This is a genomic window from Enterobacter sp. 168J2, from assembly GCF_034107265.1.
Classification (GTDB): domain Bacteria; phylum Pseudomonadota; class Gammaproteobacteria; order Enterobacterales; family Enterobacteriaceae; genus Enterobacter; species Enterobacter nematophilus.
This window is the reverse complement of the sequence record NZ_JAWNEB010000001.1, coordinates 334,640-358,593: the sequence shown is the minus strand read 5'-3', so window position 1 is coordinate 358,593 and position 23,954 is coordinate 334,640. Positions and strand designations below refer to the sequence as shown.

The following is a 23,954-nucleotide window of genomic DNA, read 5'->3' as shown; positions in this document are numbered from 1 at the left end:
CGATGCGGATTCGGGTTCTGTTGGTAAGAAGACCGCTGCCCGAAGGCTGTCACCGACATCACGTATGGCGTCTGTCCACGCCATGCGTAGATTTCACTGACACGGTAAAAATGGCATTTACGTGCATGCCTATGCGGCATACGGTTAACGCGGTTTTTTTTCTTCCTTGAATGTTTTCGCAAATGCGCAGGGGATTGTCAAAGCAAAACATCGTTTTTTAGTACAAGATGCCGGATATTCATTACGGGGGGGTATTAATCCTCATTTTACTGCCTTATAAACGAGCGGTTTTCAGTAGAAAACGTGATGTAACGGCGCTAGATTCATCGGGCGCAGCTATTGCATATATCGAAAGCAAAATCCCAGTGCTCTTTTTTTACGGCAACAAATTCCCTACAATCCAGCCCATTGCCTGCCAACAACAATGGGGATCTCATGGGCACGACCAAACACAGTAAGTTGTTAATCCTTGGTTCTGGACCTGCGGGATATACCGCGGCGGTCTATGCTGCACGCGCAAACCTGCAGCCGGTACTGATCACCGGCATGGAAAAAGGCGGTCAGCTGACCACCACCACGGAAGTGGAAAACTGGCCGGGCGACCCGAACGACCTGACCGGGCCGCTGCTGATGGAACGCATGCACGAGCATGCTGCTAAATTCGAAACCGAAATCCTGTTCGACCACATCAACAAGGTCGACCTGCAAAACCGTCCGTTCCGCCTGACGGGCGACAGCGGCGAGTACACCTGCGACGCGCTAATCATTGCCACCGGCGCCTCTGCCCGCTACCTCGGCCTGCCGTCTGAGGAAGCGTTCAAAGGCCGCGGCGTCTCTGCCTGTGCGACCTGCGACGGTTTCTTCTACCGTAACCAGAAAGTCGCGGTTATCGGCGGCGGTAACACCGCGGTGGAAGAAGCGCTGTACCTGGCGAACATCGCCTCTGAGGTGCATCTGATCCACCGTCGTGACACCTTCCGCGCGGAGAAGATCCTCATTAAGCGCCTGATGGATAAAGTGGCGAGCGGCAACATCGTGCTGCACACCAACCGTACCCTGGAAGAAGTTACGGGCGATCAGATGGGCGTTGCGGGTCTGCGCATTCGTGATACTCAGAACACCGATAACGTCGAAACGCTGGAAGTGGCGGGCCTGTTTGTGGCAATCGGCCACAGCCCGAACACCGCGATCTTCGAAGGCCAGCTGGAGCTGGAAAACGGCTATATCAAAGTGCAGTCCGGCATTCACGGTAACGCGACCCAGACCAGCATCCCGGGCGTGTTCGCTGCCGGTGACGTGATGGACCATATCTATCGTCAGGCGATCACCTCTGCGGGCACCGGCTGTATGGCCGCGCTGGACGCTGAACGCTACCTCGACGGACTGGCTGAACAAGGTAAATAATCTTTACAAGTCAGTAACAAACGTAAATAAAGGCGGCCACTGGTCGCCTTTATTTTTGCTCGCGTGTAACATGCAGATGTCTAATTTCTTATAACGTCACCTGCAAAATACGCAATGGAAAAAACCCGTCAACAAGAGTTAACACGCTGGCTGAAACAGCAAAGCGTTATTTCCCGCCGCTGGCTTACGATCTCCCGTCTTCTGGGGTTCGTTAGCGGTCTGTTGATTGTTGCCCAGGCATGGCTGCTGGCCCGCATTCTTAATCACATGATCATGGAGAACATTCCCCGCGAAGCGCTCCTGCTGCCCTTTATTGTTCTGATCCTGGTTTTTGTCCTGCGCGCCTGGGTGGTGTGGCTGCGTGAACGTGTCGGCTTCCACGCCGGACAGCATATCCGCTACGAAATCCGCCGTCAGGTGCTCGATCGCCTGCAGGAAGCTGGGCCCGCGTGGATCCAGGGTAAACCCGCCGGAAGCTGGGCGACGCTGATCCTTGAGCAGATCGACGATATGCACGATTACTACGCGCGCTATCTTCCGCAGATGGCGCTGGCGGTTTTTGTGCCGCTGTTGATTGTTATCGCCATTTTCCCCGTTAACTGGGTGGCGGCATTGATCCTGCTGGGCACCGCCCCGCTGATCCCGCTGTTTATGGCGATGGTCGGCATGGGTGCGGCTGATGCCAACCGCCGCAACTTCCTGGCGCTGGGCCGGCTGAGCGGACATTTCCTCGATCGCCTGCGCGGGATGGAAACCCTGCGTATTTTTGGTCGCGGTGAAGCGGAAACCGAGAATATTCGCCTGGCATCACAGGACTTCCGCCAGCGCACGATGGAAGTGTTACGCCTGGCGTTCCTCTCGTCCGGCGTGCTGGAATTCTTTACCTCGCTGTCGATTGCCCTCGTGGCGGTTTATTTCGGTTTCTCCTATCTCGGCGCGCTGGATTTCGGCCACTACGGCACGGCAGTCACCCTCTCTGCCGGTTTCCTCGCGCTTATCCTGGCCCCGGAGTTTTTCCAGCCGCTTCGCGACCTGGGGACCTTCTATCATGCCAAAGCGCAGGCCGTTGGCGCGGCCGACAGCCTGAAAACCTTCCTGGAGACGCCGCTGGCGCACCCGGAGCGCGGTGACGTGACGCTGAATGCTAAAGACCCCGTGACCATTGAAGCGCAGGACTTTTCCATTCTGTCACCTGAAGGCAAAGTGCTCGCAGGTCCGCTGAACTTTACCCTGCCAGCCGGAAAACGCGTGGTGCTGGTCGGCACCAGCGGTTCCGGGAAAAGCTCTCTGCTGAATGCGTTATCCGGTTTTATGGCCTACACCGGTTCGCTGCGGATAAACAAAGCTGAACTGCGTGATCTCGATCCCGACGCCTGGCGTAAGCAGCTCAGTTGGGTCGGACAAAACCCGCAGCTTCCTGCTTCCACGCTGTGTGAAAACGTGCTCCTGGCGCGCCCGGATGCCCGTGAAGATGAACTGCAGTCCGTTCTCGACCGCGCGTGGGTCAGTGAATTTCTGCCGCTGCTCCCGCAGGGTGTCGATACCGTGGTAGGCGATCAGTCTGCCGGTCTGTCTGTCGGCCAGGCACAGCGCGTGGCCGTCGCCCGTGCGCTGCTGAACCCGTGCCAGCTGATGCTGCTAGATGAGCCCGCTGCCAGTCTGGATTCACACAGCGAGCAGCGCGTCATGGCGGCCCTGAACGCCGCTTCCTTGCAGCAAACCACCCTGATGGTCACCCATCAGCTGGAAGGCCTTGCTGACTGGGACGAGATCTGGGTGATGGAGAACGGCCGTATTGTTGAGCAAGGCGATTATGCCGCTCTCGTTGCCGCGCAGGGGCCGTTCGCCGCCCTGCTGGCGAACCGTCAGGAGGACATCTGATGCGTGCTCTGCTGCCTTATCTTGCGCTCTATAAACGCCACAAATGGATGCTGACGCTGGGGATCGTGCTGGCGATTGTGACGCTGCTCGCCAGCATCGGCCTGCTAACGCTTTCCGGCTGGTTCCTGTCGGCCTCCGCCGTTGCCGGGTTCGCCGGATTATACAGCTTTAACTATATGCTGCCGGCGGCAGGCGTGCGGGGTACCGCCATTACCCGTACTGCCGGACGTTATTTCGAGCGGCTGGTCAGCCACGACGCGACGTTCCGCGTCCTGCAGCACCTGCGCATTTACACCTTCAGCAAACTGCTGCCCCTCTCCCCTGCCGGGCTGGCGCGTTTTCGTCAGGGTGAATTACTTAACCGTGTCGTTGCGGATGTCGACACGCTGGACCACCTTTACCTGCGGGTGATCTCCCCGATAGTGGGCGCGTTTGTGGTGATTGTAGTGGTCACGCTGGGGCTGTCCGTTCTGGATGTTCCCGTTGCGCTGACGCTCGGCGGAATCATGCTTCTGACGCTCCTTATTCTGCCGCCGCTGTTTTACCGCGCCGGGAAATCCACCGGGGAAAACCTGACGCGGCTGCGCGGGGATTACCGCCAGCAGCTGACCTCCTGGCTTCAGGGCCAGGCAGAGCTGACCATTTTTGGTGCCAGCAAGCGCTACCGTGCCCGAATGGAAAGTACGGAGCTGAACTGGCATGAAGCCCAGCGCCGCCAGTCCGAACTGACGGCCTTCTCGCAGGCGCTGATGATGTTAATCGGCGGCGTGGCGGTGATCGCCATGCTGTGGCTGGCATCCGGCGGGATTGGCGGCGACACCCAGCCAGGCCCTCTTATTGCCCTCTTCGTTTTCTGCGCGCTGGCCGCTTTTGAGGCACTGGCCCCGGTGACGGGCGCCTTCCAGCATCTTGGGCAGGTGATCGCCTCTGCCCTGCGCATCACCCAGATTACCGAACAGGAGCCTGAAGTCACGTTCAGCGCCGGGCAGACCGCCGTGCCTGAGCAGGTGGCGCTGACGCTTGATAACGTGACCTTCGCCTATGACAAACAGGCGCAGAACGCGCTGGACGGTATCAACCTTTCCATTAATGCAGGGCAGCGAATTGCGATCCTCGGCCGTACCGGCTGCGGTAAGTCGACGCTGCTGCAGCTGCTGACGCGCGCCTGGGATCCACAGCACGGTCAGATTCGTTTTAATAACACGTTGCTGACTGATTTCAGCGAGCAGGCCCTGCGCAAGACCGTGAGCGTCGTTCCCCAGCGCGTGCATCTGTTTAGCGCAACCCTGCGCGATAACCTGCTGCTGGCCGCGCCAGAGGCTTCGGACGATGATCTTCGCGCCGTACTGGAGCAGGTCGGACTGCACAAGCTGCTTGAGGACGAAGGGCTCAACAGCTGGCTGGGTGAAGGCGGTCGTCAGCTTTCCGGCGGCGAGCTACGCCGTCTGGCCATTGCGCGCGCGCTTCTGCATGATGCGCCGCTGATGTTGCTCGACGAACCTACAGAAGGGCTTGATGCGACAACCGAGAGTCAAATCCTTGATTTGCTGGCAAACGTCATGGCAGGAAAAACCGTCCTGATGGTGACGCACCGCCTGCGCGGGCTGGCAAGTTTTGATCGGATAATTGTGATGGACAACGGGCACATTATTGAGCAAGGTAGTCACGCAGAGCTGTTGGCGAAGCAGGGTCGCTACTATCAGTTTAAACAGCGTCTGTAGACTATATTTGTAGCGTCCTCACTCGCGTACTGGAGTTTTGCCGTCATGCGCCTGGTCCAGCTTTCTCGTCATAACATCGCGTTCCCTTCGCCGGAGGGAGCGCTGCGTGAGCCCAACGGGCTGCTGGCCCTTGGCGGTGACCTTAGCCCTGCGCGGCTATTAATGGCGTACCAGCGCGGCATCTTCCCGTGGTTTTCTCCCGGCGACCCGATTTTATGGTGGTCTCCCGACCCGCGCGCCGTGCTGTGGCCAGAGCAGTTCCATCTGAGCCGCAGCATGAAGCGATTCCATGCCAAATCCCCGTACCGCGTAACGCTGAATCACGCCTTTGGGCAGGTGATCGAAGGCTGTGCCGAAGATCGCCACGAAGGAACGTGGATCACCCGCGATATCGTCAACGCCTATCACCAGCTCCATGAGCTTGGCTACGCCCACTCCATTGAGGTTTGGGAACACGGGGAACTGGTTGGCGGCATGTACGGCGTGGCGCAAGGGACGCTGTTTTGCGGCGAGTCGATGTTCTCTCGTGCGGTCAACGCCTCGAAAACCGCGCTGCTGGTCTTCTGCCAGGCCTTTGCCCAACGCGGCGGACACCTGATCGATTGTCAGGTGCTCAATGAGCACACGGCCTCCCTCGGTGCAGTTGACATCCCGCGACGACAGTATATCGAGCATCTGGACGTCTGCCGTCAGGAGAAGCTCCCGCGCGACTTCTGGATCCCCAGGACGCTCTTTATGCCCAATGCTTAAATGTTTTCCGCATATTTTTTGTGAGGGTGTTATAATTATGCCGCAGAGTAGCTTCTGCCTGTTGCCCCGCCGCCGTTTGGGACCCTCGCTTCAGATAACGTCCTGACGTTTATCCTGTCGTCTCCCCTTTACGAATGCGCTTCCTGTTCGGTTGTACCGTGACGCTTGGGCAATGCGCCGAAACTGTTTTGCTGCGTTTTAATCGCGCAATTCTTTACTTAATTGATGAATTTCGGCATTATCTTGCCGGTTCAAAACTTGGTAGTGATACCCCAGAGGATTAGATGGCCAAAGAAGACAATATTGAAATGCAGGGTACCGTACTTGATACGTTGCCTAATACCATGTTTCGCGTAGAGCTGGAAAACGGTCACGTGGTAACTGCGCACATCTCCGGTAAAATGCGCAAAAACTACATCCGCATTTTGACGGGCGACAAAGTGACTGTTGAACTGACCCCGTACGACCTGAGCAAAGGCCGCATTGTCTTCCGTAGTCGCTAATTGTTTTCGCCTGTAATGGCAGATGAATATTTAAAAGGTCGGGATTATCCCGGCCTTTTTTATTTATGGCTTAGTGCGGCTGTACCGGTAGATGTATTGTGATCCACGGCTGTACAGGAGTGATTAAATCCTCCGCCATAGAATGAGCCATGTCATGAAGTAGCCCCGTCAGGTGCGGCAGCATATCGCGGTCAAAATGCGAAACCAGCAGCACGTGGTTTAACGCCCGGCAGTAGTCGCATTTCGTTTCTGTATCTTCCAGCAGCCACTCTTTTTGTCGCGGTTGTTCCGCTTCGTCCTCAAATTCCAGCACCTGAAAATCACGCATTGATTCTGTGAGGCCGGATTTCATTTCTTCCAGCCAGGCGCCGAGGCAACGGCAAACGGGCTGCGTTTGTGGGAGTGATTTGCAGTCGAGGAGGATTTCGGTGAGCAGTTTGCAGCGCTCTGCGAGGGTTGGGAGATCGGGGTTGAGGGAGAGTTCGCTGTAGAGTTGGGCGAAGCTATTAATATCAGTCATAGGTGATCCTTTATGCACATAAGATTGTCTGTGCACACACTTTCAGGACGCCAATCCCGGCACCTGATTTTGCAGGTGCGCCGCCATTTTATTACTGTGGATTTATCCAGCAACAAACTTCGAAAGAAACTGGAAAGCGCCTCGCAAAATTCCTATGCGGCCTGTTCCCCTCACCCTAACCCTCTCCCCAAAGGGGCGAGGGGATTGTTCACTGCTCGCATTAATTTGTGGGGAACCCTCAGCCCACGGGGAGAGGGAGAAAAGCGGGCACAAAAAAGCCGGGTTAAAAACCCGGCTTTTGAACTAAAACAACTCAGTGAGCCGCTTCCGGCTTGTGCTTCGCCGCGCTCTGGAAATCGTACGTCAGTTCGTTCTTCGCCTGGTCCAGCGCCACGGTGACCTGACCGCCGTCCACCAGCGAGCCAAACAGCAGCTCGTTCGCCAGCGGTTTCTTCAGGTTGTCCTGAATCACGCGCGCCATCGGACGGGCACCCATCGCACGGTCGTAGCCTTTCTCGGCCAGCCAGTTGCGGGCCTCCTGGCTCACTTCCAGCGACACGCCTTTCTGATCCAGCTGAACCTGCAGCTCGACGATAAACTTGTCCACCACCTGATGGATCACCTCGGTAGACAGGTGATCGAACCAGATAATGTTGTCCAGACGGTTACGGAACTCCGGCGTGAAGATCTTCTTGATCTCCTCCATCGCATCGGTGCTGTTATCCTGGTGGATCAGGCCGATGGATTTACGCTCGGTTTCACGCACACCGGCGTTGGTGGTCATCACCAGCACCACGTTGCGGAAGTCCGCCTTGCGCCCGTTGTTGTCGGTCAGCGTCCCGTTGTCCATCACCTGCAGCAGGATGTTGAACACGTCCGGGTGCGCTTTCTCGATTTCATCGAGCAGCAGTACCGCGTGCGGATGCTTAATCACCGCGTCGGTAAGCAGGCCGCCCTGGTCAAAGCCCACGTAGCCCGGAGGCGCACCAATCAAACGGCTGACGGTGTGACGCTCCATATACTCGGACATATCAAAGCGCAGCAGCTCAATGCCCAGCGCTTTGGAGAGCTGAACCGTCACCTCGGTTTTCCCCACGCCGGTCGGGCCAGCGAACAGGAAGGAACCGACAGGCTTGTGGTCATGCCCCAGTCCGGCACGGGCCATCTTGATCGCTTCGGTTAAGGCCTCAATGGCTTTATCCTGACCAAAGACCAGCATTTTCAGGCGGTTGCCGAGGGTGCGCAGCGTGTCGCGGTCGCTCTGAGAAACGCTCTTCTCAGGGATACGCGCGATGCGGGCCACCACGGACTCAATATCCGCCACATTAACGGTTTTCTTACGCTTGCTGGCCGGCATCAGACGCGCACGCGCCCCTGCCTCATCAATCACGTCAATCGCCTTATCCGGCAGATGACGGTCGTTGATGTATTTCACCGCCAGCTCCACCGCCGCACGGACCGCTTTCGCGGTGTAACGCACGTCGTGGTGCGCTTCGTACTTGGTTTTCAGGCCGTTGATGATCTGCACCGTTTCGTCAACGGACGGCTCGGTCACGTCGATTTTCTGGAAGCGACGCGCCAGCGCGCGGTCTTTCTCAAAGATGTTGCTGAACTCCTGATACGTCGTGGAGCCCATCACGCGGATCTTGCCGCTGGAGAGCAGCGGTTTGATCAGGTTTGCCGCATCCACCTGGCCACCGGAAGCCGCACCTGCGCCGATGATGGTGTGGATCTCATCGATAAACAGGATGCTGTTGGTGTCCTGCTCCAGCTGTTTTAACAGCGCCTTGAAGCGTTTTTCAAAATCACCGCGGTATTTCGTGCCCGCCAGCAGCGAGCCGATATCCAGCGAGTAGATGGTGCAGTCGGCAATCACTTCCGGCACGTCGCCCTGCACAATGCGCCAGGCAAGCCCTTCGGCAATCGCGGTTTTACCCACGCCGGACTCCCCCACCAAAAGCGGGTTGTTCTTGCGGCGACGGCACAGCACCTGGATCGCGCGCTCCAGCTCTTTATCGCGGCCAATCAGCGGGTCGATGCCGCCAACGCGAGCAAGCTGATTAAGGTTGGTGGTGAAGTTTTCCATACGATCCTCCCCGCCTGCTTGCTCTTCATTGTTGTTGATCTGATTGCTGGAATCCGATGCCTGGTTAGGCTCGTCTTTGCGCGTTCCGTGAGAAATAAAGTTAACCACGTCGAGGCGGCTGACTTCGTGTTTGCGCAGCAGGTAGGCAGCCTGTGACTCCTGCTCGCTGAAGATGGCGACTAAGACATTTGCGCCAGTCACTTCGCTACGTCCGGAAGACTGGACGTGAAATACCGCGCGCTGCAGCACGCGCTGGAAGCTGAGCGTCGGCTGCGTGTCGCGCTCCTCTTCACTGGCCGGCAGCACCGGTGTGGTTTGTTCGATGAAGGCTTCGAGTTCCTGACGCAGCGCCACCAGATCCACGGAGCAGGCTTCCAGCGCTTCGCGGGCAGATGGGTTGCTAAGCAGTGCGAGCAGTAAATGCTCGACGGTCATAAACTCATGTCGGTGCTCACGCGCTCTGGCGAAAGCCATGTTTAAACTGAGTTCCAGTTCTTGATTGAGCATAGGCACCTCCCCCAATTTTATGCCTTATCAGGCCTTTTCCAGCGTACACAGCAACGGATGCTCGTTCTCCCTCGCATAGTCGTTCACCATCGCCACTTTGGTTTCCGCCACCTCGGCGGTAAAAATGCCGCAGATAGCTTTGCCACGATAATGAACGGTAAGCATCAGTTGCGTTGCACGTTCTACATCATAAGAAAAGAACTTTTGTAGCACGTCAATAACAAATTCCATCGGCGTGTAATCATCGTTCATTAACATAACTTTATACATAGATGGCGGTTTTAGCGCGTCACGCACTTTGTCTTCCGCCAGCTGGTCAAAATCCAGCCAGTCGTTGGTCTTACCCATTTTGCATAACCACTTTGAATCTACCTCAGATGTTAGATAACAATCATCTATTACTGTCATCCGCGATGTCTGTCACAAACTGTTGCAATAGCGTTAACTGCTTCAAACTTTGGTTGATTATTGTCCCAACTCCAGCGCCAAACGCTTGACGACGTCTTTCGTTTATCTAAATTGTACAAGCGTGAGATGGCGAGGTTTTGAACAGCCCCCACTCCACCACCGGTTCATTCCATCTTAATTTATAAGATTTACGAAGGATGTCGAAGCATGGAAATGGGTACTGTTAAGTGGTTCAACAACGCCAAGGGGTTTGGCTTCATCTGCCCCGAAGGCGGCGGCGAAGATATCTTCGCTCACTATTCCACCATTCAGATGGATGGTTACAGGACGCTCAAAGCCGGGCAGTCCGTCCGGTTCGATGTACACCAGGGACCAAAAGGCAATCATGCAAGCCTAATCGTACCCGTTGAAGCAGAAACGGTTGCATAGCTCTCTGTTTTATTGTGTACATCACGCAGTCAAAATGCCAGCCCGATCGGCTGGCATTTTTATTTTCGGGTTATTCCCGAGCCAGCGCGTCCACCGGATCCAGCCGCGCCGCGTTGCGCGCAGGCAGCCAGCCAAACAAAATCCCGGTAAAGGTGGAACACAAAAACGCGGTGAGTATCGCCATCGGCGAGAAGCCAATCTCCCAGCCGGGTAAAAAGAGCTGGAGCGCAAAGGCAATCATCATCGAGAGCGCAATGCCCATCGCGCCGCCCACCAGGCACACCAGCACCGCTTCAATTAAAAACTGCTGAAGCACGTCGCTGGCCCGGGCCCCGACCGCCATGCGGATGCCAATCTCCCGGGTACGTTCAGTTACTGACACCAGCATGATATTCATCACCCCGATACCGCCGACAACCAGCGAGATCACCGCCACCAGCGTGAGGAACAGCTGAAGAGTACGTGTGGTCTTTTCCGCCGTTTTCAAGAGGCCGTCCATGTTCCAGGTGAAGAAATCCTTCTTCCCGTGACGCAACGTTAACAGCCGCTCCAGCTGCTGTTCCGCCAGCGCGCTGTCGTAGCCCTCCTTCACGCGCACGGTGATGGAGTTAAGCCAGGACTGGCCCATAATCCGCCCGGAGATGGTGGTATACGGCAGCCAGACGCGCAGGATCTTGCTGCTGCCGAACATCGACTGCTTCTCTTCCGCCACGCCGATAACCGTGGCAGGCATGTTGCCGACGAGGATCACTTCCCCCACCACGTTCGCTTTATTGGGGAAAAGCTGCCTGCGCGAGTTGGCGTCCAGCACCACCACCTGCGCCCTCCCCGCCAGCTGTTCGGCGTTGAAGGTGGCGCCTTCGCTGAAGGTCATGCCGTAGACGTTGAAGTAGTCGCCGCTCACGCCGTTAGCGCTGGCCGCCACGTCGATGTTGCCGTAGCGCAGACGCAGGTTTTGCGAGACCGCAGGCGTGGCGGAGTTCACCCACGGCTGCTTCTGGATGGCCGCCAGATCGTCATACTTGAGCGCCTGCTGGTACTGCGGCTCGTCGTCGCCGAAATCTTTGCCGGGATAGACGTCAATGGTGTTCGTCCCGATGGCGCGAATATCCGCCAGCACCAGCTGCTTGGCCGCATCGCCCACCACCACAATCGACACCACCGAGGCGATACCGATAATGATGCCGAGCATGGTGAGCAGCGTGCGCATTTTATTGGCCGCCATCGCCAGCCAGGCCATGGTCAGCGCTTCACGAAAGCCGCTGGAGAACTGCGCCCAGCCGGTCGACGCAGGCAGCGCTTCCTTCGCTGCCGCCGTTCTGGCCTCGCGCGGCGGCGGGTTGCTCACCAGCTCGCCGTCGCGGATCTCAATAATCCGTTCGGCCTGCGCCGCCACCTGCGGATCGTGGGTAACGATAATCACCGTGTGGCCCTGGTCGCGCAGCTGGTGCAGGATCGCCATCACCTCTTCGCCGGAATGGCTGTCGAGCGCCCCGGTCGGTTCATCCGCGAGGATCACCTGCCCGCCGTTCATCAGCGCGCGGGCAATACTCACGCGCTGCTGCTGGCCGCCGGAAAGCTGCGACGGCTGGTACTCCACCCGCTCCGCCAGCCCCAGACGCGTTAACAGCGCCTTCGCGCGCTCAAGGCGTTTCTTCCGCTCAACGCCCGCATACACCGCGGGAACCTCCACGTTCTGGGCCGCACTCAGGTGCGAGAGCAGATGGTAACGCTGGAAGATAAAGCCAAAGTGTTCCCGGCGCAGCTTCGCCAGGGCGTCGCCGTCCAGCGTCGAGACGTCCGTCCCGGCCACGCGGTACGTGCCGCTGGTGGGCTTATCCAGACAGCCGAGAATGTTCATCAGCGTCGATTTACCGGAACCCGACGCGCCGACGATCGCCACCATCTCGCCCGCCTCCACGCGCAGGGAGATACCTTTCAGCACCTCCACCGGGCCGTCGCCGGACGGATAGCTGCGACGAATGTCGTTCAGCTCAAGCAGCGCGGTCATTTAGCGGCTCCGGGCAGGCTTTCGCTGACAACAACCTCCTCGCCCTCTTCCAGCCCTTTTACCACCACCACGTCGGTGTCGTTGCGCGCGCCAATCACCACCTCGCGCTCGCGCGTTTCGCCGTTGCGCAGCACTTTCACCTTATAGCGATTGTCCCCGGCGGATTCACCCAGCGCGGAGAGCGGAACGGTCAGCACATTTTTCACGCCGGTCAGCTGGATATGCACCTGCGCGGTCATGTCCAGGCGCAGCACGCCCTTCGGGTTTGGCACTTCAAAACGGGCATAGTAGAAAATGGCGTCGTTAACCTTTTCCGGCGTCGGCAGAATGTCTTTCAGCACGCCTTCGTAGCGGGTCTGCGGATCGCCGAGTACGGTAAACCAGGCGTTCTGCCCCGGCTTAAGATGGATCACGTCCGCCTCGGAGACCTGAGCCTTCACCAGCATGGTGCTCATGTCCGCCAGCGTCAGAATGTTTGGCGCCTGCTGGGCGGCAATTACCGTCTGGCCCTGCAGGGTGGTAATTTGCGTCACTTCCCCGGCCATCGGCGCGACGATCTTTGTGTAATCAAGGTTGGTTTTCGCCGTATCCAGCGAGGCCTGATTACGCTTGATTTGCGCATCAATCGTACCAATCTGCGCCTGTTTCACCGCCAGTTCAGTCGCGGCGGTGTCTAAATCCTGCTTTGAAATAGCCTGGGTTTTCGCCAGGGCCTGCTGGCGGGTCAGCGTCACCTGCGCCAGGTTACGCTCTGCCTGCGCCTGCGCACGCTGCGCGCGCAGCTCCATCAGCGTCGCTTCCACTTCGCGGATCTGGTTCTCGGCCTGTTCAGGGTCGATAACGCCAAGCAGCTGGCCTTTTTTTACCTTGTCGCCAATCTCTACCGACAGCGTTTTCAGCTGGCCGCTGACCTGAGCGCCGACGTCAACCTTGCGCAGCGCGTCAAGCTTGCCCGTCGCAAGGACGTTTTGCTGCAGTTCGCCCGGGCGAACGATCAGCGTCTGGTACTGCGGTACAGGCGCATTAAGCACCTGCCATAACCAGAATCCACCGGCTACAATCACCAGCGCCAGCAGCAGAAACAGCGTTCTGCGTTTTCCCTTGAGGTTCATAAATATTCCAAATAAATGTTCTGGCAATAATAAACGTTGATTCTATCTAAACGACTCCTTAACGAAACCCCCGTTCTCCGAAATCACCCTAATTTGTTTACAAGACGTTGATATTTCCCCTGCTGAAATAGCGGTATTCCAAAAGGCTCAGGATTTATCATGTCTTCTATCGTCGATACACCTCTTTCAAACCTGACGCAGCCGACATCCGGCTGGCAGCTCTTCAAAAACCTGGCGTTCGGCAAGATCGCGCCCGGCCTTGCATGGCAGAACCCCGCCTATCGCCGTAAGTTCATGCTGCGTTCGCTGGCGACGCCCGTGAGCACGTCTCGCCTGTTAACGAACCTCGCTAAGCAGCCGCGTCTGATGCAGATGCTGCAGGTGCAGCCCGGGCTGCCGTGTCGGCTTCATCGTCCCTGGCTGACGGTGACGATGGATCGCCAGCACGCGCTGGAATCCCTGAACTGGCACTACCAGGCCATGAGCCGCCAGCTCCCGGCCACGCTCCTGAAGGGTTATCTTTCGGCGCAGGGGACTACGCTGCTGACCTTAACCGGGAAAGATGAACAGCAATTTACCGTCCGCCTGTGTGCCGATGCGTTCCTGGATAAAGAGGGAGAGGCCACCCTCACCTTCTGCGACGGTCAGAATACGGTGCTGGCGGAGCTAACCTTTACGCTCTGCCAGTTTGAAGGAAAATCGACGCTGTTCATCGGCGGCTTGCAGGGTGCGAAAGCGCATGTTCCCCATGAGCTGATCCAGAAAGCGACGAAGGCCTGCCACGGTCTGTTCCCGAAACGCCTGCTGGTTGAAGCCGCCATGACGTTCGGCGCAGCATTCCCGGTCGCGCAGATTGTTGCCGTCAGTAACGCCACCCATATTTATCGCAGCTGGCGCTACCGCAAGAAAAAAGAGGGAAAACTGCTGGCCGATTACGACGGCTTCTGGAGCTCCCTCGGTGGGGAAAAGCAGGAGAGCGGCCACTTTATGCTGCCGCTTGCCATGCCGCGTAAACCCGTAGAAGAGATCGCGAGCAAAAAACGCGCCGAATACCGTCGCCGCTACGCGCTGCTGGATAGCCTGATTCAGCAGGTGAACCAGGCGACCGAACGTTAATCCGCCCTCCCGCGTGCCAGCCACAGCACGCGGGAGAACATTTTCCGCAGCAGCGTCGGAACGGCCTCCACGCCCCGCCTTCCCGCTTCCGTCGCCACTTCAATGGCTAAATCCGGTTTTGACGAGCGGTGAATAGCTTTGGCGATCACGCGGCGCATGTTCATCGGGACGTCGACCGGCACCATCGCAATGCGGTGGAATACGTCGTCAAAGCCCTGACGGTACATAAAATGCTCCATGTCCATCGCGGGCAGCATCGTTAAGTGGTCGCGCTCTTCTTCCCGCTCGTTGTTCAGCAGGCCGCGCACGGTTGAGGCATATTTTTTCCCCGCCTCGTCGCCGTCCACCAGCACATGCCATTCAATTCCCATTCGGCGGGCAAATTTTATCAGCGGTTTTAATCCCGACTGGGCAAATTCGATCACCTTAATGCCTTCGGCATCAAAATGGTGGCCGCACTGGCGCGCCAGTTCGTTGATGACCCAGGTCTCCGTTTCCCCCTCCACCAGCAGCCAGCAGCGGGCGAAGAGCGACGAGGCGCGATTAAAGCGAATGTGAAACGCGATACGCCGCCCGTCTTCGGCATTCATCCCGCCGGGCCCGAGGCGGTACGCGGATACGCGGGAGGACTCGCGCACCAGACGGCAGATGTGCTCCACCGGCGTCAGCGATAGCAGCTCGCCGGAATTGGTGGTGGTAATCCGCTGGAGCGGCAGCAGATTCAGCAGGTGCCACGCCACGGAGAGCATGATGGGGTGCAGGCGCGTTTCCGGGTCTTCCACCAGCAGCAGCGGGCGGGCATCCCGGTCAAGACGGACGGTGCCCTTCGCCTGCAGAAGCGTTGAAAACAGCCCCAGCAAAATCACCCGATGGGTACGCCCGCCGGGCCGGTCGATCATCCGGTTGATGATGTCAAGATAGCGCCAGCTGCGCTGCTCATCATGAGAACGACGGCGCATCAGACGATGGCGCGACTCCGACGTGCCCTGCTCGGAAAAATAGTGCTCCAGCAGCTGCACCATCGCGGACAGCCCCTGACGAATCTGACCATCGGTGAGGTTCTGCGGACGTGACACCAGCTCTCGCGCCAGGAAATCCAGCTCGCGGGCGGTGACTTCCACCTCCGGCATATTCGGTACGGTGCCGTTACGGATACGGCGCATAAAGCGCGCATCGCGCAGGCGTAACACCGGCGTCAGGCGGATAAGGTGACGCGCAAGATCGTCGATATTCTCCAGCGGGATCGGGTTGGCTTTCTCATCAAGGAATTCACGCAGGGTCAGTACCCCCTCGCTTTCCGCCATCTCACCTTCCAGCCGATAGAAAATCCGGTGGAAGCCGTCGTCGCAGGGCACCCAGCAGGGCGATAGCGGGCGGAAGCGACGCACGCGGTGACGGCCGGGCTCGGATTCGCGGAACGTCAGGATGATATGCAGGTGCTTCTCGCGGCCTGCGATATCGCCAGGTGGGAACCAAAAATCATCGTGGACGAAGTGATACAGCTTGTCTTCGGGTGAGAGCAGCAGCGTCAGCGCATCAAGCAGGCTGGACTTACCCCACGCGTTCTCGCCGATCAGGACGTTGTTCTGCTCCAGCTGCAGCGACAGGCGGTTAATACCGCGAAACCCGACAATTTCCACACGTTCGAGAAGCATAAATCCCCCGCGAAATGATCACTTTTTCCTTTAAGTTATCAGCAGTATAGCGGCAGGAACCCTGGCACGACAGCAGAACATTCGCGCTTGCGAGATTTGAACTATGCTCTATTTACCGCTGACTTGAACAAGGATTGACATCACATTGCCTTAAATCAAATTAATCCAATTTATTTAAGTGGCGAAGGGATGTTGTTGGTTTCTAAAATACGGGCTCTTTGAGTCGTCATCCCTTTATGGCGATATATCCCGCGCGCGGGAAACGCGTGGAAAATTATTTTGAGGTGGTTATGTTTAGAAAATTGGCAGCAGAATGCTTTGGTACATTCTGGCTGGTATTTGGTGGCTGCGGTAGCGCCGTTCTGGCAGCAGCATTCCCGGAATTAGGTATTGGTTTTGTCGGCGTCGCGCTGGCATTTGGCTTAACCGTATTAACCATGGCTTTCGCCGTGGGGCATATTTCCGGCGGTCATTTTAACCCGGCGGTGACATTAGGCTTATGGGCGGGCGGGCGTTTCCCGGCGAAAGAGGTTATTGGCTACATCGTGGCGCAGGTGGTTGGCGGCATTATTGCGGCAGGCGTTCTGTACGTCATTGCCAGCGGTAAAGCGGGCTTTGACGCGGCGGCCAGCGGCTTCGCCTCTAACGGCTTCGGCGAACACTCTCCGGGCGGTTATTCCATGCTTTCTGCCATCGTAATTGAAATTGTGCTGACCGCAGGCTTCCTGCTGGTGATCCACGGTGCAACCGACAAATACGCACCAGCAGGGTTTGCGCCTATTGCCATCGGTCTGGCGCTGACGTTGATCCATCTGATCTCCATTCCGGTGACCAACACCTCCGTTAACCCGGCGCGCAGCACCGCCGTCGCCATTTTCCAGGGCGGCTGGGCGCTTGAGCAGCTCTGGCTGTTCTGGGTGATGCCGATCGTCGGCGGTATTCTGGGCGGCGTGCTGTACCGCACCCTGCTGGAAAAACGCGATTAATGGTTTTCTCCCTCTCCCCGTGGGAGAGGGCAACAGGCCGCACATACAAGCCGGGTAAGGCGCAGCCGCCACCCGGCTTTCTTTTGCCGCTTTACTGTACAGCCTTTATTGGGTAGTGTCTCTGGCGCTTAACGAATACTCAAAAGGACCGGCTGTTCATGTTTTCAGGACTCCTCATTATTCTGCTACCCCTGATTCTGGGCTATCTTATTCCGCTGCGTCATGAATCGGCCTTAAAGCTTATTAACCGTTTTCTCAGCTGGATTGTTTACGTCATTCTGTTCTTTATGGGGATAAGCCTGGCCTTCCTGGATAATCTGGCGACGAATTTACTTTTCATCCTGCATTATTCCGCGGTCACCGTGGTGGTTATTTTGCTGTGCAATATTGCCGCCCTGCTCTGGCTGGAACGCACTATTCCGTGGAAAAATAATCATCACCAGGAGAAGCTCCCCTCCCGAATTGCAATGGCGCTGGAATCATTAAAGCTCTGCGGCGTCGTGGTGCTTGGATTTCTTCTGGGCCTTAGCGGATGGACATTTTTACAGCACGCGACGGACGCCAGCGAATATACCCTGATTTTCCTGCTGTTCCTGATTGGTATTCAGCTGCGAAATAACGGCATGACGCTGAAACAGATTGTCCTTAACCGTCGGGGGATGATCGTTGCCGTTATGGTTGTCGCCAGCTCAATGGTGGCGGGCGTGATTAATGCCTTTATTCTCGATCTGCCGCTGAAGACCGGCCTGGCGATGGCCTCCGGGTTTGGCTGGTACTCCCTCTCCGGTATTCTGCTGACCGAATCCTTCGGCCCGGTGATCGGCAGCGCCGCCTTCTTTAACGATCTGGCGCGAGAGCTGATTGCCATCATGCTGATCCCGGGTCTGGTTCGCCGCAGCCGCTCAACGGCGCTGGGCCTGTGCGGCGCGACGTCGATGGACTTTACCCTGCCGGTTCTCCAGCGTTCGGGCGGGCTGGAGATGGTGCCCGCCGCCATCGTACACGGCTTTATTTTAAGTCTGCTGGTTCCCGTCCTGATGGCGTTTTTCTCCGCCTGATACCTCCATGGCGGTAGGGTGCCTGCCGCCAAAATTGCGCTAAATCAATCTCCCTCTATTTTGTAGCAGAAACCCCTTTTCACCGTTCTGGCACAGGCATAATCTTAAACATGTATATTAAATATAACTTTAACAGGTGTGATTATGTTTTGTGTGCAATGTGAACAAACTATCCGTACCCCGGCAGGCAATGGCTGTTCTTACGCGCAGGGTATGTGCGGTAAAACCGCAGAAACATCAGACCTGCAGGATCTGCTGATAGCCGCCCTGCAGGGGCTTTCCGCCTGGGCATTCAAAGCCCGCGAGTACGGCATTGTCGACCATTACGTCGACAGCTTCGCGCCGCGCGCCTTTTTCTCCACGCTGACTAACGTTAACTTCGATTCTCCGCGCATCGTCGGCTACGCCCGCGAAGCGATTGCCCTGCGCGAAGCGCTGAAGGCGCAGTGCCTGAAGGTGGATGCTAACGCTCATGTGGACAATCCTATGTCAGAGCTTCAGCTGGTGAGCGACGATCTGGGCGACCTGCAGCGTCAGGCGGCAGAATTCACCCCGAATAAAGACAAAGCGGCGATTGGCGAGAACATCCTCGGCCTGCGCCTGCTGTGCCTGTACGGCCTGAAAGGCGCTGCGGCCTACATGGAGCACGCGCACGTTCTTGGCCAGTACGATAACGACATCTACGCCCAGTACCACAAAATCATGGCGTGGCTGGGTACCTGGCCTGCCGATATGAACGCCCTGCTTGAGTGCTCCATGGAAATCGGCCAGATGAACTTCAAAGTGATGAGCATTCTGGATGCCGGTGAAACCAGCACCTACGGCCACCCGACGCCAACGCAGGTCAACGTGAAAGCGACCGAAGGCAAGTGCATCCTGATTTCGGGCCATGACCTGAAAGATCTCTACAACCTGCTGAAGCAGACCGAAGGCACCGGCGTTAACGTCTATACCCACGGCGAAATGCTGCCGGCGCACGGCTACCCTGAGCTGCGTAAATTTAAACATCTGATCGGTAACTACGGCAGCGGCTGGCAGAACCAGCAGGTGGAGTTTGCCCGCTTCCCTGGCCCTATCGTGATGACCTCTAACTGCATCATCGACCCTACCGTGGGCGCGTATGACGACCGCATCTGGACCCGCAGCATCGTCGGCTGGCCGGGCGTGAGCCACCTTGAAGGCGACGATTTCGGTCCGGTCATTGCGCAGGCGCAGCAGATGGCGGGCTTCCCGTACAGCGAAATTCCGCACCTGATCACCGTCGGCTTCGGTCGCGAGACCCTGCTGGGCGCCGCAGATTCGCTGATCGATCTCGTCAGCCGTGAAAAGCTGCGCCACATCTTCCTGGTTGGCGGATGCGACGGCGCGCGCGGCGAGCGTAACTACTTCACCGATTTCGCCACCAGCGTGCCGGAAGACTGCCTGATCCTGACCCTGGCGTGCGGTAAATACCGTTTCAACAAGCTGGACTTCGGCAACATTGAAGGACTGCCGCGCCTGATTGACGCAGGCCAGTGTAACGATGCTTACTCGGCCATCATTCTGGCGGTCACGCTGGCGGAAAAACTCGGCTGCGGCGTCAACGACCTGCCGCTGTCCCTGGTGCTCTCCTGGTTTGAGCAGAAAGCGATCGTGATCCTGCTAACCCTGCTCTCACTCGGCGTGACCAACATCGTGACCGGCCCGACCGCGCCAGGCTTCCTGACGCCGGACCTGCTGGCGGTACTGAACGAGAAATTCGGCCTGCGTTCAGTCACCAACGTTGAAGATGATATGAAGCAGCTGCTGAGCGCATAAGGAGCGATTCATGACCATGCCAACCTCACAATGTCCGTGGCGGATGCAGGTTCATCACATCCATCAGGAGACGCCGGATGTGTGGACGCTGTCGCTGCTCTGCCACGACTACTATCCCTACCGTGCGGGCCAGTATGCGCTGGTCAGCGTTCGCAACTCGGCGGACACCCTGCGCGCCTACACGATCTCCTCCACGCCGGGCGTGAGCGAGTACATTACGCTCACTATCCGCCGCATTGATGACGGCGCAGGCTCGCAGTGGCTGACCCGTGACGTGAAGCGCGGGGATTACATCTGGCTGTCCGACGCGCAGGGTGATTTCACCTGTGACGACAAGGCAGACGATAAATTCCTGCTGCTGGCGGCGGGCTGTGGCGTAACGCCGATTATGTCGATGCGCCGCTGGCTGGCGAAGAACCGCCCGAAGGCCGACGTGCAGACGATCTTCAGCGTGCGCTCTCCGGAAGATGTGATTTTTGCCGGGGAGTGGCGTGATTATCCGGTGACGCTGGTGGCGGAACACAACGCGACGCACGGTTTTGTGCCCGGCCGCCTGAGCCGCGAGCTGCTGCAAAGCGTGCCGGATATCGCGAACCGTACCGTGATGACCTGCGGCCCGGCGCCGTACATGGATATCGTGGAGAAAGAAGTGAAAGCGCTTGGCGTGACCCGCTTCTTCAAAGAGCAGTTCTTCACGCCGGTGGCGGAAGCGGCAACCAGCGGAATTCAGTTCACCAAACTGCAGCCCGCGCAGACCTTCTTTGGCCGAGTGGGCACCACGCTGCTGGAGGCGCTGGAAAGCAACAAGGTGCCGGTAGTAGCGGCCTGCCGTGCGGGCGTGTGCGGCTGCTGTAAAACGAAAGTGGTTTCCGGGGAGTATACCGTCACCAGCACCATGACGCTGTCCGACGCGGAAATTGCCGAGGGTTACGTGCTGGCGTGCTCGTGTCATCCGCAGGGTGATCTGGTCCTCGCATAAGCGGTAAATGTTCGATCGTAGGCCCGGTAAGCGCTAGCGCCACCGGGCTTTTTATTGGGTGGCACCGCGTTTATCCGACCAACAACAGCTTAACCACTACTTCGCCGATCTCCCCCTCAGGCGATTAATTCCGGCCCCCTTTTCCCATCGGCATACCGCTTAATTGCGCCTGAAAAGCACCTTTTAATTGGAGGGATTCGACGGGCAATGCGGCGACTTTCTTCTAAGCTTGTAAGCGATATCACAAAAAGGAGACGGACAACCATGAAACAAACCGTGGCTGCATATATAGCGAAAACGCTCGAACAGGCTGGCGTAAAACGTATCTGGGGCGTGACCGGCGATTCCCTGAACGGGCTCAGCGACAGCCTGAACAAGATGAAAACCATTGAATGGATGCCGACCCGTCATGAGGAGGTCGCCGCCTTCGCCGCGGGTGCCGAAGCGCAGCTCACCGGGGAACTGGCCGTGTGTGCGGGCTCGTGCGGGCCAGGCAACCTGCATCTGATCAACGGCCTGTTCGACTGCCACCGAAACCACGTGCCGGTGCTGGCGATTGCCGCCCATATCCCCTCTTCCGAAATCGGCAGCGGCTATTTTCAGGAGACGCATCCGCAGGAGCTGTTCCGTGAATGCAGCCACTACTGTGAGCTGGTTTCATCCCCGGAGCAGATCCCGCAGGTGCTGGCTATCGCCATGCGCAAGGCGGTGCTGAACCGCGGCGTGTCAGTCGTCGTCATCCCCGGCGACGTGGCGCTCAAGGCCGCGCCGGAAGGGGCAAGCACCCACTGGTATCACGCCCCGCAGCCGGTGGTGACGCCAGCCGAAGAGGAGCTGAAAAAGCTGGCGCAGCTGCTGCGCTACTCCAGCAACATCGCCCTGATGTGCGGCAGCGGCTGCGCGGGCGCGCATAAAGAGCTACTTGAGTTCGCCGGCAAGCTCAAAGCGCCAATCGTCCACGCCCTGCGCGGCAAAGAGCACGTCGAGTACGACAACCCCTTTGATGTAGGCATGACCGGGCTGATCGGTTTTTCCAGCGGCTTCCACACCATGATGAACGCCGACACGCTGGTCCTGCTCGGCACCCAGTTCCCGTATCGCGCGTTCTACCCGACGGATGCCAAAATTATTCAGATTGATATCAACCCGTCCAGCATCGGCGCGCACAGCAAGGTCGATATGGCGCTGGTGGGCGATATCAAATCCACCCTTGCCGCGCTGCTGCCGCTGCTTGAAGAGAAAACCGACCGCAAGTTCCTTGATAAGGCGTTGAGCGACTACCGCGACGCGCGCAAGGGGCTGGACGATCTCGCCAAACCGAGCGACAAAGCCATCCACCCGCAGTATCTGGCGCAGCAGATCAGCCATTTTGCGGACGACGACGCCATTTTTACCTGCGACGTCGGCACGCCCACCGTCTGGGCGGCGCGCTATCTGAAGATGAACGGCAGACGCCGACTGCTCGGCTCGTTCAACCACGGCTCGATGGCCAACGCCATGCCGCAGGCGCTGGGCGCAAAAGCGACGGCACCGGAGCGTCAGGTCGTGGCGATGTGCGGCGACGGCGGGTTCAGCATGCTGATGGGGGATTTCCTGTCGGTGGTGCAGATGAAGCTTCCGCTGAAAATCGTGGTCTTTAACAACAGCGTGCTGGGCTTCGTGGCGATGGAGATGAAGGCCGGAGGCTATCTCACGGACGGCACCGAGCTGCACGACACCAACTTCGCCCGCATTGCCGAGGCCTGCGGCATCACCGGCATTCGCGTGAAAAAAGCCTCCGAGGTGGATGAAGCCCTGCAGCGCGCCTTCTCCATCGACGGTCCGGTACTGGTGGACGTGGTCGTCGCCAAAGAAGAGCTGGCCATCCCGCCGCAGATCAAGCTGGAACAGGCTAAAGGTTTTAGCCTCTACATGCTGCGCGCCATCATCAGCGGGCGCGGTGACGAAGTGATCGAACTGGCAAAAACCAACTGGCTCAGGTAAAACATTTCGCATGACCTCTTAAAATAAAGGGATGTGAAATGATTGATTTGCGTAGTGATACCGTTACCCGCCCGAGCCGCGCCATGCTCGAAGAGATGATGGCCGCCCCGGTCGGGGACGACGTCTACGGCGATGACCCGACGGTCAACGAACTGCAGCGCTATGCGGCAGAGCTGAGCGGCAAGGAGGCCGCGCTGTTCCTGCCGACCGGCACGCAGGCGAACCTGGTGGCGCTCCTAAGCCACTGCGAGCGCGGTGAAGAGTATATCGTCGGCCAGGGCGCGCATAACTACCTGTACGAAGCCGGCGGCGCGGCGGTGCTTGGCAGCATCCAGCCGCAGCCGATTGACGCCGCGCCGGACGGCTCCCTGCCGCTGGATAAAGTCGCGGCGAAAATCAAAGCTGACGATATTCACTTCGCCCGCACCAGGCTGCTCAGCCTCGAAAACACCCACAACGGCAAAGTGCTGCCGCGCGAATACCTGAAAGCCGCGTGGGAGTTCACCCGCGAGCGCGGGCTCGGCCTGCACGTTGACGGCGCGCGCATTTTTAACGCCGTCGTGGAGTACGGCTGCGAGCTGAAAGAGATAACGCAATATTGCGACTCGTTCACCATTTGCCTCTCTAAGGGTCTGGGAACGCCGGTGGGTTCTCTGCTGGTCGGCAATGCGGACTATATCAAGCGCGCCAACCGCTGGCGTAAAATGACCGGCGGCGGCATGCGTCAGGCGGGCATTCTGGCGGCTGCGGGACTTTACGCGTTAAAAAACAACGTGGCGCGCCTTAAGGACGATCACGATAACGCCGCGTGGATGGCAACGCAGCTGCGCGAGATAGGCGCGGACGTGATGCGTCACGACACCAACATGCTGTTCGTGCGCGTGGGCGACGAGCACGCCGCTGCGCTGGGCGAATTTATGAAAGCCCGTGGCGTGCTGATCAACGCCTCCCCGGTCGTGCGCCTGGTGATGCATCTCGACGTGAGCCGCGAACAGCTGGCGGACGTGGTGAAACACTGGCAGGCGTTTTTACAGCGCTAAGGAGCATC

The 23,954-nt window shown here is 58.0% G+C and carries 19 protein-coding genes; 13 read left to right on the top strand and 6 right to left on the bottom strand.

Going from position 1 to position 23,954, the window contains the following annotated elements; all coding sequences use genetic code 11:
• Nucleotides 1–435: 435 nt before the first annotated feature.
• From trxB to infA, 5 genes are all read left to right on the top strand, one after another.
• Nucleotides 436–1,404, top strand: a complete 969-nt coding sequence (gene trxB, locus USG84_RS01695) for a thioredoxin-disulfide reductase (RefSeq protein ID WP_028012555.1) — start codon at nt 436–438, stop codon at nt 1,402–1,404.
• A gap of 114 nt (nt 1,405–1,518) precedes the next feature.
• Nucleotides 1,519–3,285, top strand: coding sequence for a heme ABC transporter permease/ATP-binding protein CydD (gene cydD / locus USG84_RS01690; RefSeq protein ID WP_320738115.1), 1,767 nt, complete (start codon nt 1,519–1,521; stop codon nt 3,283–3,285).
• Nucleotides 3,285–5,006 carry a heme ABC transporter ATP-binding protein/permease CydC gene (gene cydC, locus USG84_RS01685; RefSeq protein WP_253541402.1) on the top strand — a complete coding sequence of 574 codons (1,722 nt, stop codon included), beginning with the start codon at nt 3,285–3,287 and terminating at the stop codon, nt 5,004–5,006. Before cydD ends, cydC begins: the two co-directional genes overlap by 1 nt.
• A 45-nt stretch (nt 5,007–5,051) precedes the next feature.
• Nucleotides 5,052–5,756 carry a leucyl/phenylalanyl-tRNA--protein transferase gene (aat, locus tag USG84_RS01680; protein WP_151412819.1) on the top strand — a complete coding sequence of 235 codons (705 nt, stop codon included), beginning with the start codon at nt 5,052–5,054 and terminating at the stop codon, nt 5,754–5,756.
• A 284-nt stretch (nt 5,757–6,040) separates the two neighbouring features.
• On the top strand, nt 6,041–6,259 hold the full coding sequence (gene infA, locus USG84_RS01675; RefSeq protein WP_002211347.1) for a translation initiation factor IF-1: 219 nt from the start codon (nt 6,041–6,043) through the stop codon (nt 6,257–6,259).
• Nucleotides 6,260–6,329: 70 nt separating this feature from the next.
• Here infA and USG84_RS01670 read toward each other — a convergent pair whose 3' ends face one another.
• The 3 genes from USG84_RS01670 to clpS all read right to left on the bottom strand — a co-directional run bounded on the left by USG84_RS01670 (nt 6,330) and on the right by clpS (nt 9,720).
• A complete protein-coding gene (locus tag USG84_RS01670; protein WP_151412818.1) occupies nt 6,330–6,779 on the bottom strand; it encodes a hypothetical protein in 450 nt (149 codons plus the stop codon).
• A 313-nt stretch (nt 6,780–7,092) separates the two neighbouring features.
• The gene (gene clpA, locus USG84_RS01665) at nt 7,093–9,372 is read right to left on the bottom strand and encodes an ATP-dependent Clp protease ATP-binding subunit ClpA (protein WP_253541399.1); all 2,280 of its coding nucleotides are present in this window, start codon (nt 9,370–9,372) and stop codon (nt 7,093–7,095) included.
• 27 nt (nt 9,373–9,399) lie between these two features.
• A complete protein-coding gene (gene clpS / locus USG84_RS01660; protein ID WP_006174393.1) occupies nt 9,400–9,720 on the bottom strand; it encodes an ATP-dependent Clp protease adapter ClpS in 321 nt (106 codons plus the stop codon).
• Nucleotides 9,721–9,987: 267 nt separating this feature from the next.
• Here clpS and cspD point away from each other — a divergent pair, with 267 nt between their 5' ends.
• On the top strand, nt 9,988–10,209 hold the full coding sequence (cspD, locus tag USG84_RS01655) for a cold shock-like protein CspD (RefSeq protein WP_006809408.1): 222 nt from the start codon (nt 9,988–9,990) through the stop codon (nt 10,207–10,209).
• A gap of 70 nt (nt 10,210–10,279) precedes the next feature.
• Here the strand turns inward: cspD and macB are convergent, their stop codons facing one another.
• Entirely contained in the window at nt 10,280–12,220 is a 1,941-nt protein-coding gene (gene macB / locus USG84_RS01650) for a macrolide ABC transporter ATP-binding protein/permease MacB (protein WP_253541396.1), read from the bottom strand.
• Nucleotides 12,217–13,332, bottom strand: coding sequence for a macrolide transporter subunit MacA (gene macA, locus USG84_RS01645; protein WP_061098716.1), 1,116 nt, complete (start codon nt 13,330–13,332; stop codon nt 12,217–12,219). Before macA ends, macB begins: the two co-directional genes overlap by 4 nt.
• Nucleotides 13,333–13,491: 159 nt before the next feature.
• Between macA and USG84_RS01640 the strand changes: the two genes are divergently transcribed.
• Entirely contained in the window at nt 13,492–14,448 is a 957-nt protein-coding gene (locus USG84_RS01640) for a VirK/YbjX family protein (RefSeq protein ID WP_151412817.1), read from the top strand.
• On the opposite strand, the gene USG84_RS01635 is transcribed toward USG84_RS01640, so the two are convergent.
• The gene (locus USG84_RS01635; RefSeq protein ID WP_253541393.1) at nt 14,445–16,103 is read right to left on the bottom strand and encodes an ATP-dependent endonuclease; all 1,659 of its coding nucleotides are present in this window, start codon (nt 16,101–16,103) and stop codon (nt 14,445–14,447) included. The two genes, USG84_RS01640 and USG84_RS01635, sit on opposite strands and share 4 nt — an antisense overlap.
• 290 nt (nt 16,104–16,393) lie before the next feature.
• Here USG84_RS01635 and aqpZ point away from each other — a divergent pair, with 290 nt between their 5' ends.
• From aqpZ to ltaE, 6 genes are all read left to right on the top strand, one after another.
• Nucleotides 16,394–17,089 (top strand): aquaporin Z, encoded by a 696-nt coding sequence (aqpZ, locus tag USG84_RS01630; RefSeq protein ID WP_014831264.1) that lies wholly within the window; start codon nt 16,394–16,396, stop codon nt 17,087–17,089.
• A gap of 158 nt (nt 17,090–17,247) precedes the next feature.
• A complete protein-coding gene (locus USG84_RS01625) occupies nt 17,248–18,147 on the top strand; it encodes a lysine exporter LysO family protein (protein ID WP_151412816.1) in 900 nt (299 codons plus the stop codon).
• A 144-nt stretch (nt 18,148–18,291) separates the two neighbouring features.
• Nucleotides 18,292–19,944, top strand: coding sequence for a hydroxylamine reductase (gene hcp / locus USG84_RS01620; RefSeq protein WP_061098719.1), 1,653 nt, complete (start codon nt 18,292–18,294; stop codon nt 19,942–19,944).
• A 10-nt stretch (nt 19,945–19,954) separates the two neighbouring features.
• Complete coding sequence (hcr, locus tag USG84_RS01615; RefSeq protein WP_151412815.1) at nt 19,955–20,923, top strand: NADH oxidoreductase; 969 nt, start codon at nt 19,955–19,957, stop codon at nt 20,921–20,923.
• Nucleotides 20,924–21,187: 264 nt separating this feature from the next.
• Nucleotides 21,188–22,906, top strand: a complete 1,719-nt coding sequence (poxB, locus tag USG84_RS01610) for a ubiquinone-dependent pyruvate dehydrogenase (protein WP_253541387.1) — start codon at nt 21,188–21,190, stop codon at nt 22,904–22,906.
• Nucleotides 22,907–22,944: 38 nt separating this feature from the next.
• Nucleotides 22,945–23,946 carry a low-specificity L-threonine aldolase gene (ltaE, locus tag USG84_RS01605; protein WP_253541384.1) on the top strand — a complete coding sequence of 334 codons (1,002 nt, stop codon included), beginning with the start codon at nt 22,945–22,947 and terminating at the stop codon, nt 23,944–23,946.
• Nucleotides 23,947–23,954: the final 8 nt, after the last annotated feature.

What these genes read in the sequence shown, in the direction of transcription:
- cspD (WP_006809408.1), top strand. Translation starts at nt 9,988, where the DNA reads ATGGAAATGGGTACTGTTAAGTGGTTCAACAACGCCAAGGGGTTTGGC.
- cydD (WP_320738115.1), top strand. Translation starts at nt 1,519, where the DNA reads ATGGAAAAAACCCGTCAACAAGAGTTAACACGCTGGCTGAAACAGCAA.
- macA (WP_061098716.1), bottom strand. Translation starts at nt 13,332, where the DNA reads ATGAACCTCAAGGGAAAACGCAGAACGCTGTTTCTGCTGCTGGCGCTG.
- trxB (WP_028012555.1), top strand. Translation starts at nt 436, where the DNA reads ATGGGCACGACCAAACACAGTAAGTTGTTAATCCTTGGTTCTGGACCT.
- cydC (WP_253541402.1), top strand. Translation starts at nt 3,285, where the DNA reads ATGCGTGCTCTGCTGCCTTATCTTGCGCTCTATAAACGCCACAAATGG.
- USG84_RS01625 (WP_151412816.1), top strand. Translation starts at nt 17,248, where the DNA reads ATGTTTTCAGGACTCCTCATTATTCTGCTACCCCTGATTCTGGGCTAT.
- macB (WP_253541396.1), bottom strand. Translation starts at nt 12,220, where the DNA reads ATGACCGCGCTGCTTGAGCTGAACGACATTCGTCGCAGCTATCCGTCC.
- clpS (WP_006174393.1), bottom strand. Translation starts at nt 9,720, where the DNA reads ATGGGTAAGACCAACGACTGGCTGGATTTTGACCAGCTGGCGGAAGAC.
- poxB (WP_253541387.1), top strand. Translation starts at nt 21,188, where the DNA reads ATGAAACAAACCGTGGCTGCATATATAGCGAAAACGCTCGAACAGGCT.
- clpA (WP_253541399.1), bottom strand. Translation starts at nt 9,372, where the DNA reads ATGCTCAATCAAGAACTGGAACTCAGTTTAAACATGGCTTTCGCCAGA.
- hcr (WP_151412815.1), top strand. Translation starts at nt 19,955, where the DNA reads ATGACCATGCCAACCTCACAATGTCCGTGGCGGATGCAGGTTCATCAC.
- aat (WP_151412819.1), top strand. Translation starts at nt 5,052, where the DNA reads ATGCGCCTGGTCCAGCTTTCTCGTCATAACATCGCGTTCCCTTCGCCG.
- USG84_RS01635 (WP_253541393.1), bottom strand. Translation starts at nt 16,103, where the DNA reads ATGCTTCTCGAACGTGTGGAAATTGTCGGGTTTCGCGGTATTAACCGC.
- ltaE (WP_253541384.1), top strand. Translation starts at nt 22,945, where the DNA reads ATGATTGATTTGCGTAGTGATACCGTTACCCGCCCGAGCCGCGCCATG.
- hcp (WP_061098719.1), top strand. Translation starts at nt 18,292, where the DNA reads ATGTTTTGTGTGCAATGTGAACAAACTATCCGTACCCCGGCAGGCAAT.
- aqpZ (WP_014831264.1), top strand. Translation starts at nt 16,394, where the DNA reads ATGTTTAGAAAATTGGCAGCAGAATGCTTTGGTACATTCTGGCTGGTA.
- infA (WP_002211347.1), top strand. Translation starts at nt 6,041, where the DNA reads ATGGCCAAAGAAGACAATATTGAAATGCAGGGTACCGTACTTGATACG.
- USG84_RS01640 (WP_151412817.1), top strand. Translation starts at nt 13,492, where the DNA reads ATGTCTTCTATCGTCGATACACCTCTTTCAAACCTGACGCAGCCGACA.
- USG84_RS01670 (WP_151412818.1), bottom strand. Translation starts at nt 6,779, where the DNA reads ATGACTGATATTAATAGCTTCGCCCAACTCTACAGCGAACTCTCCCTC.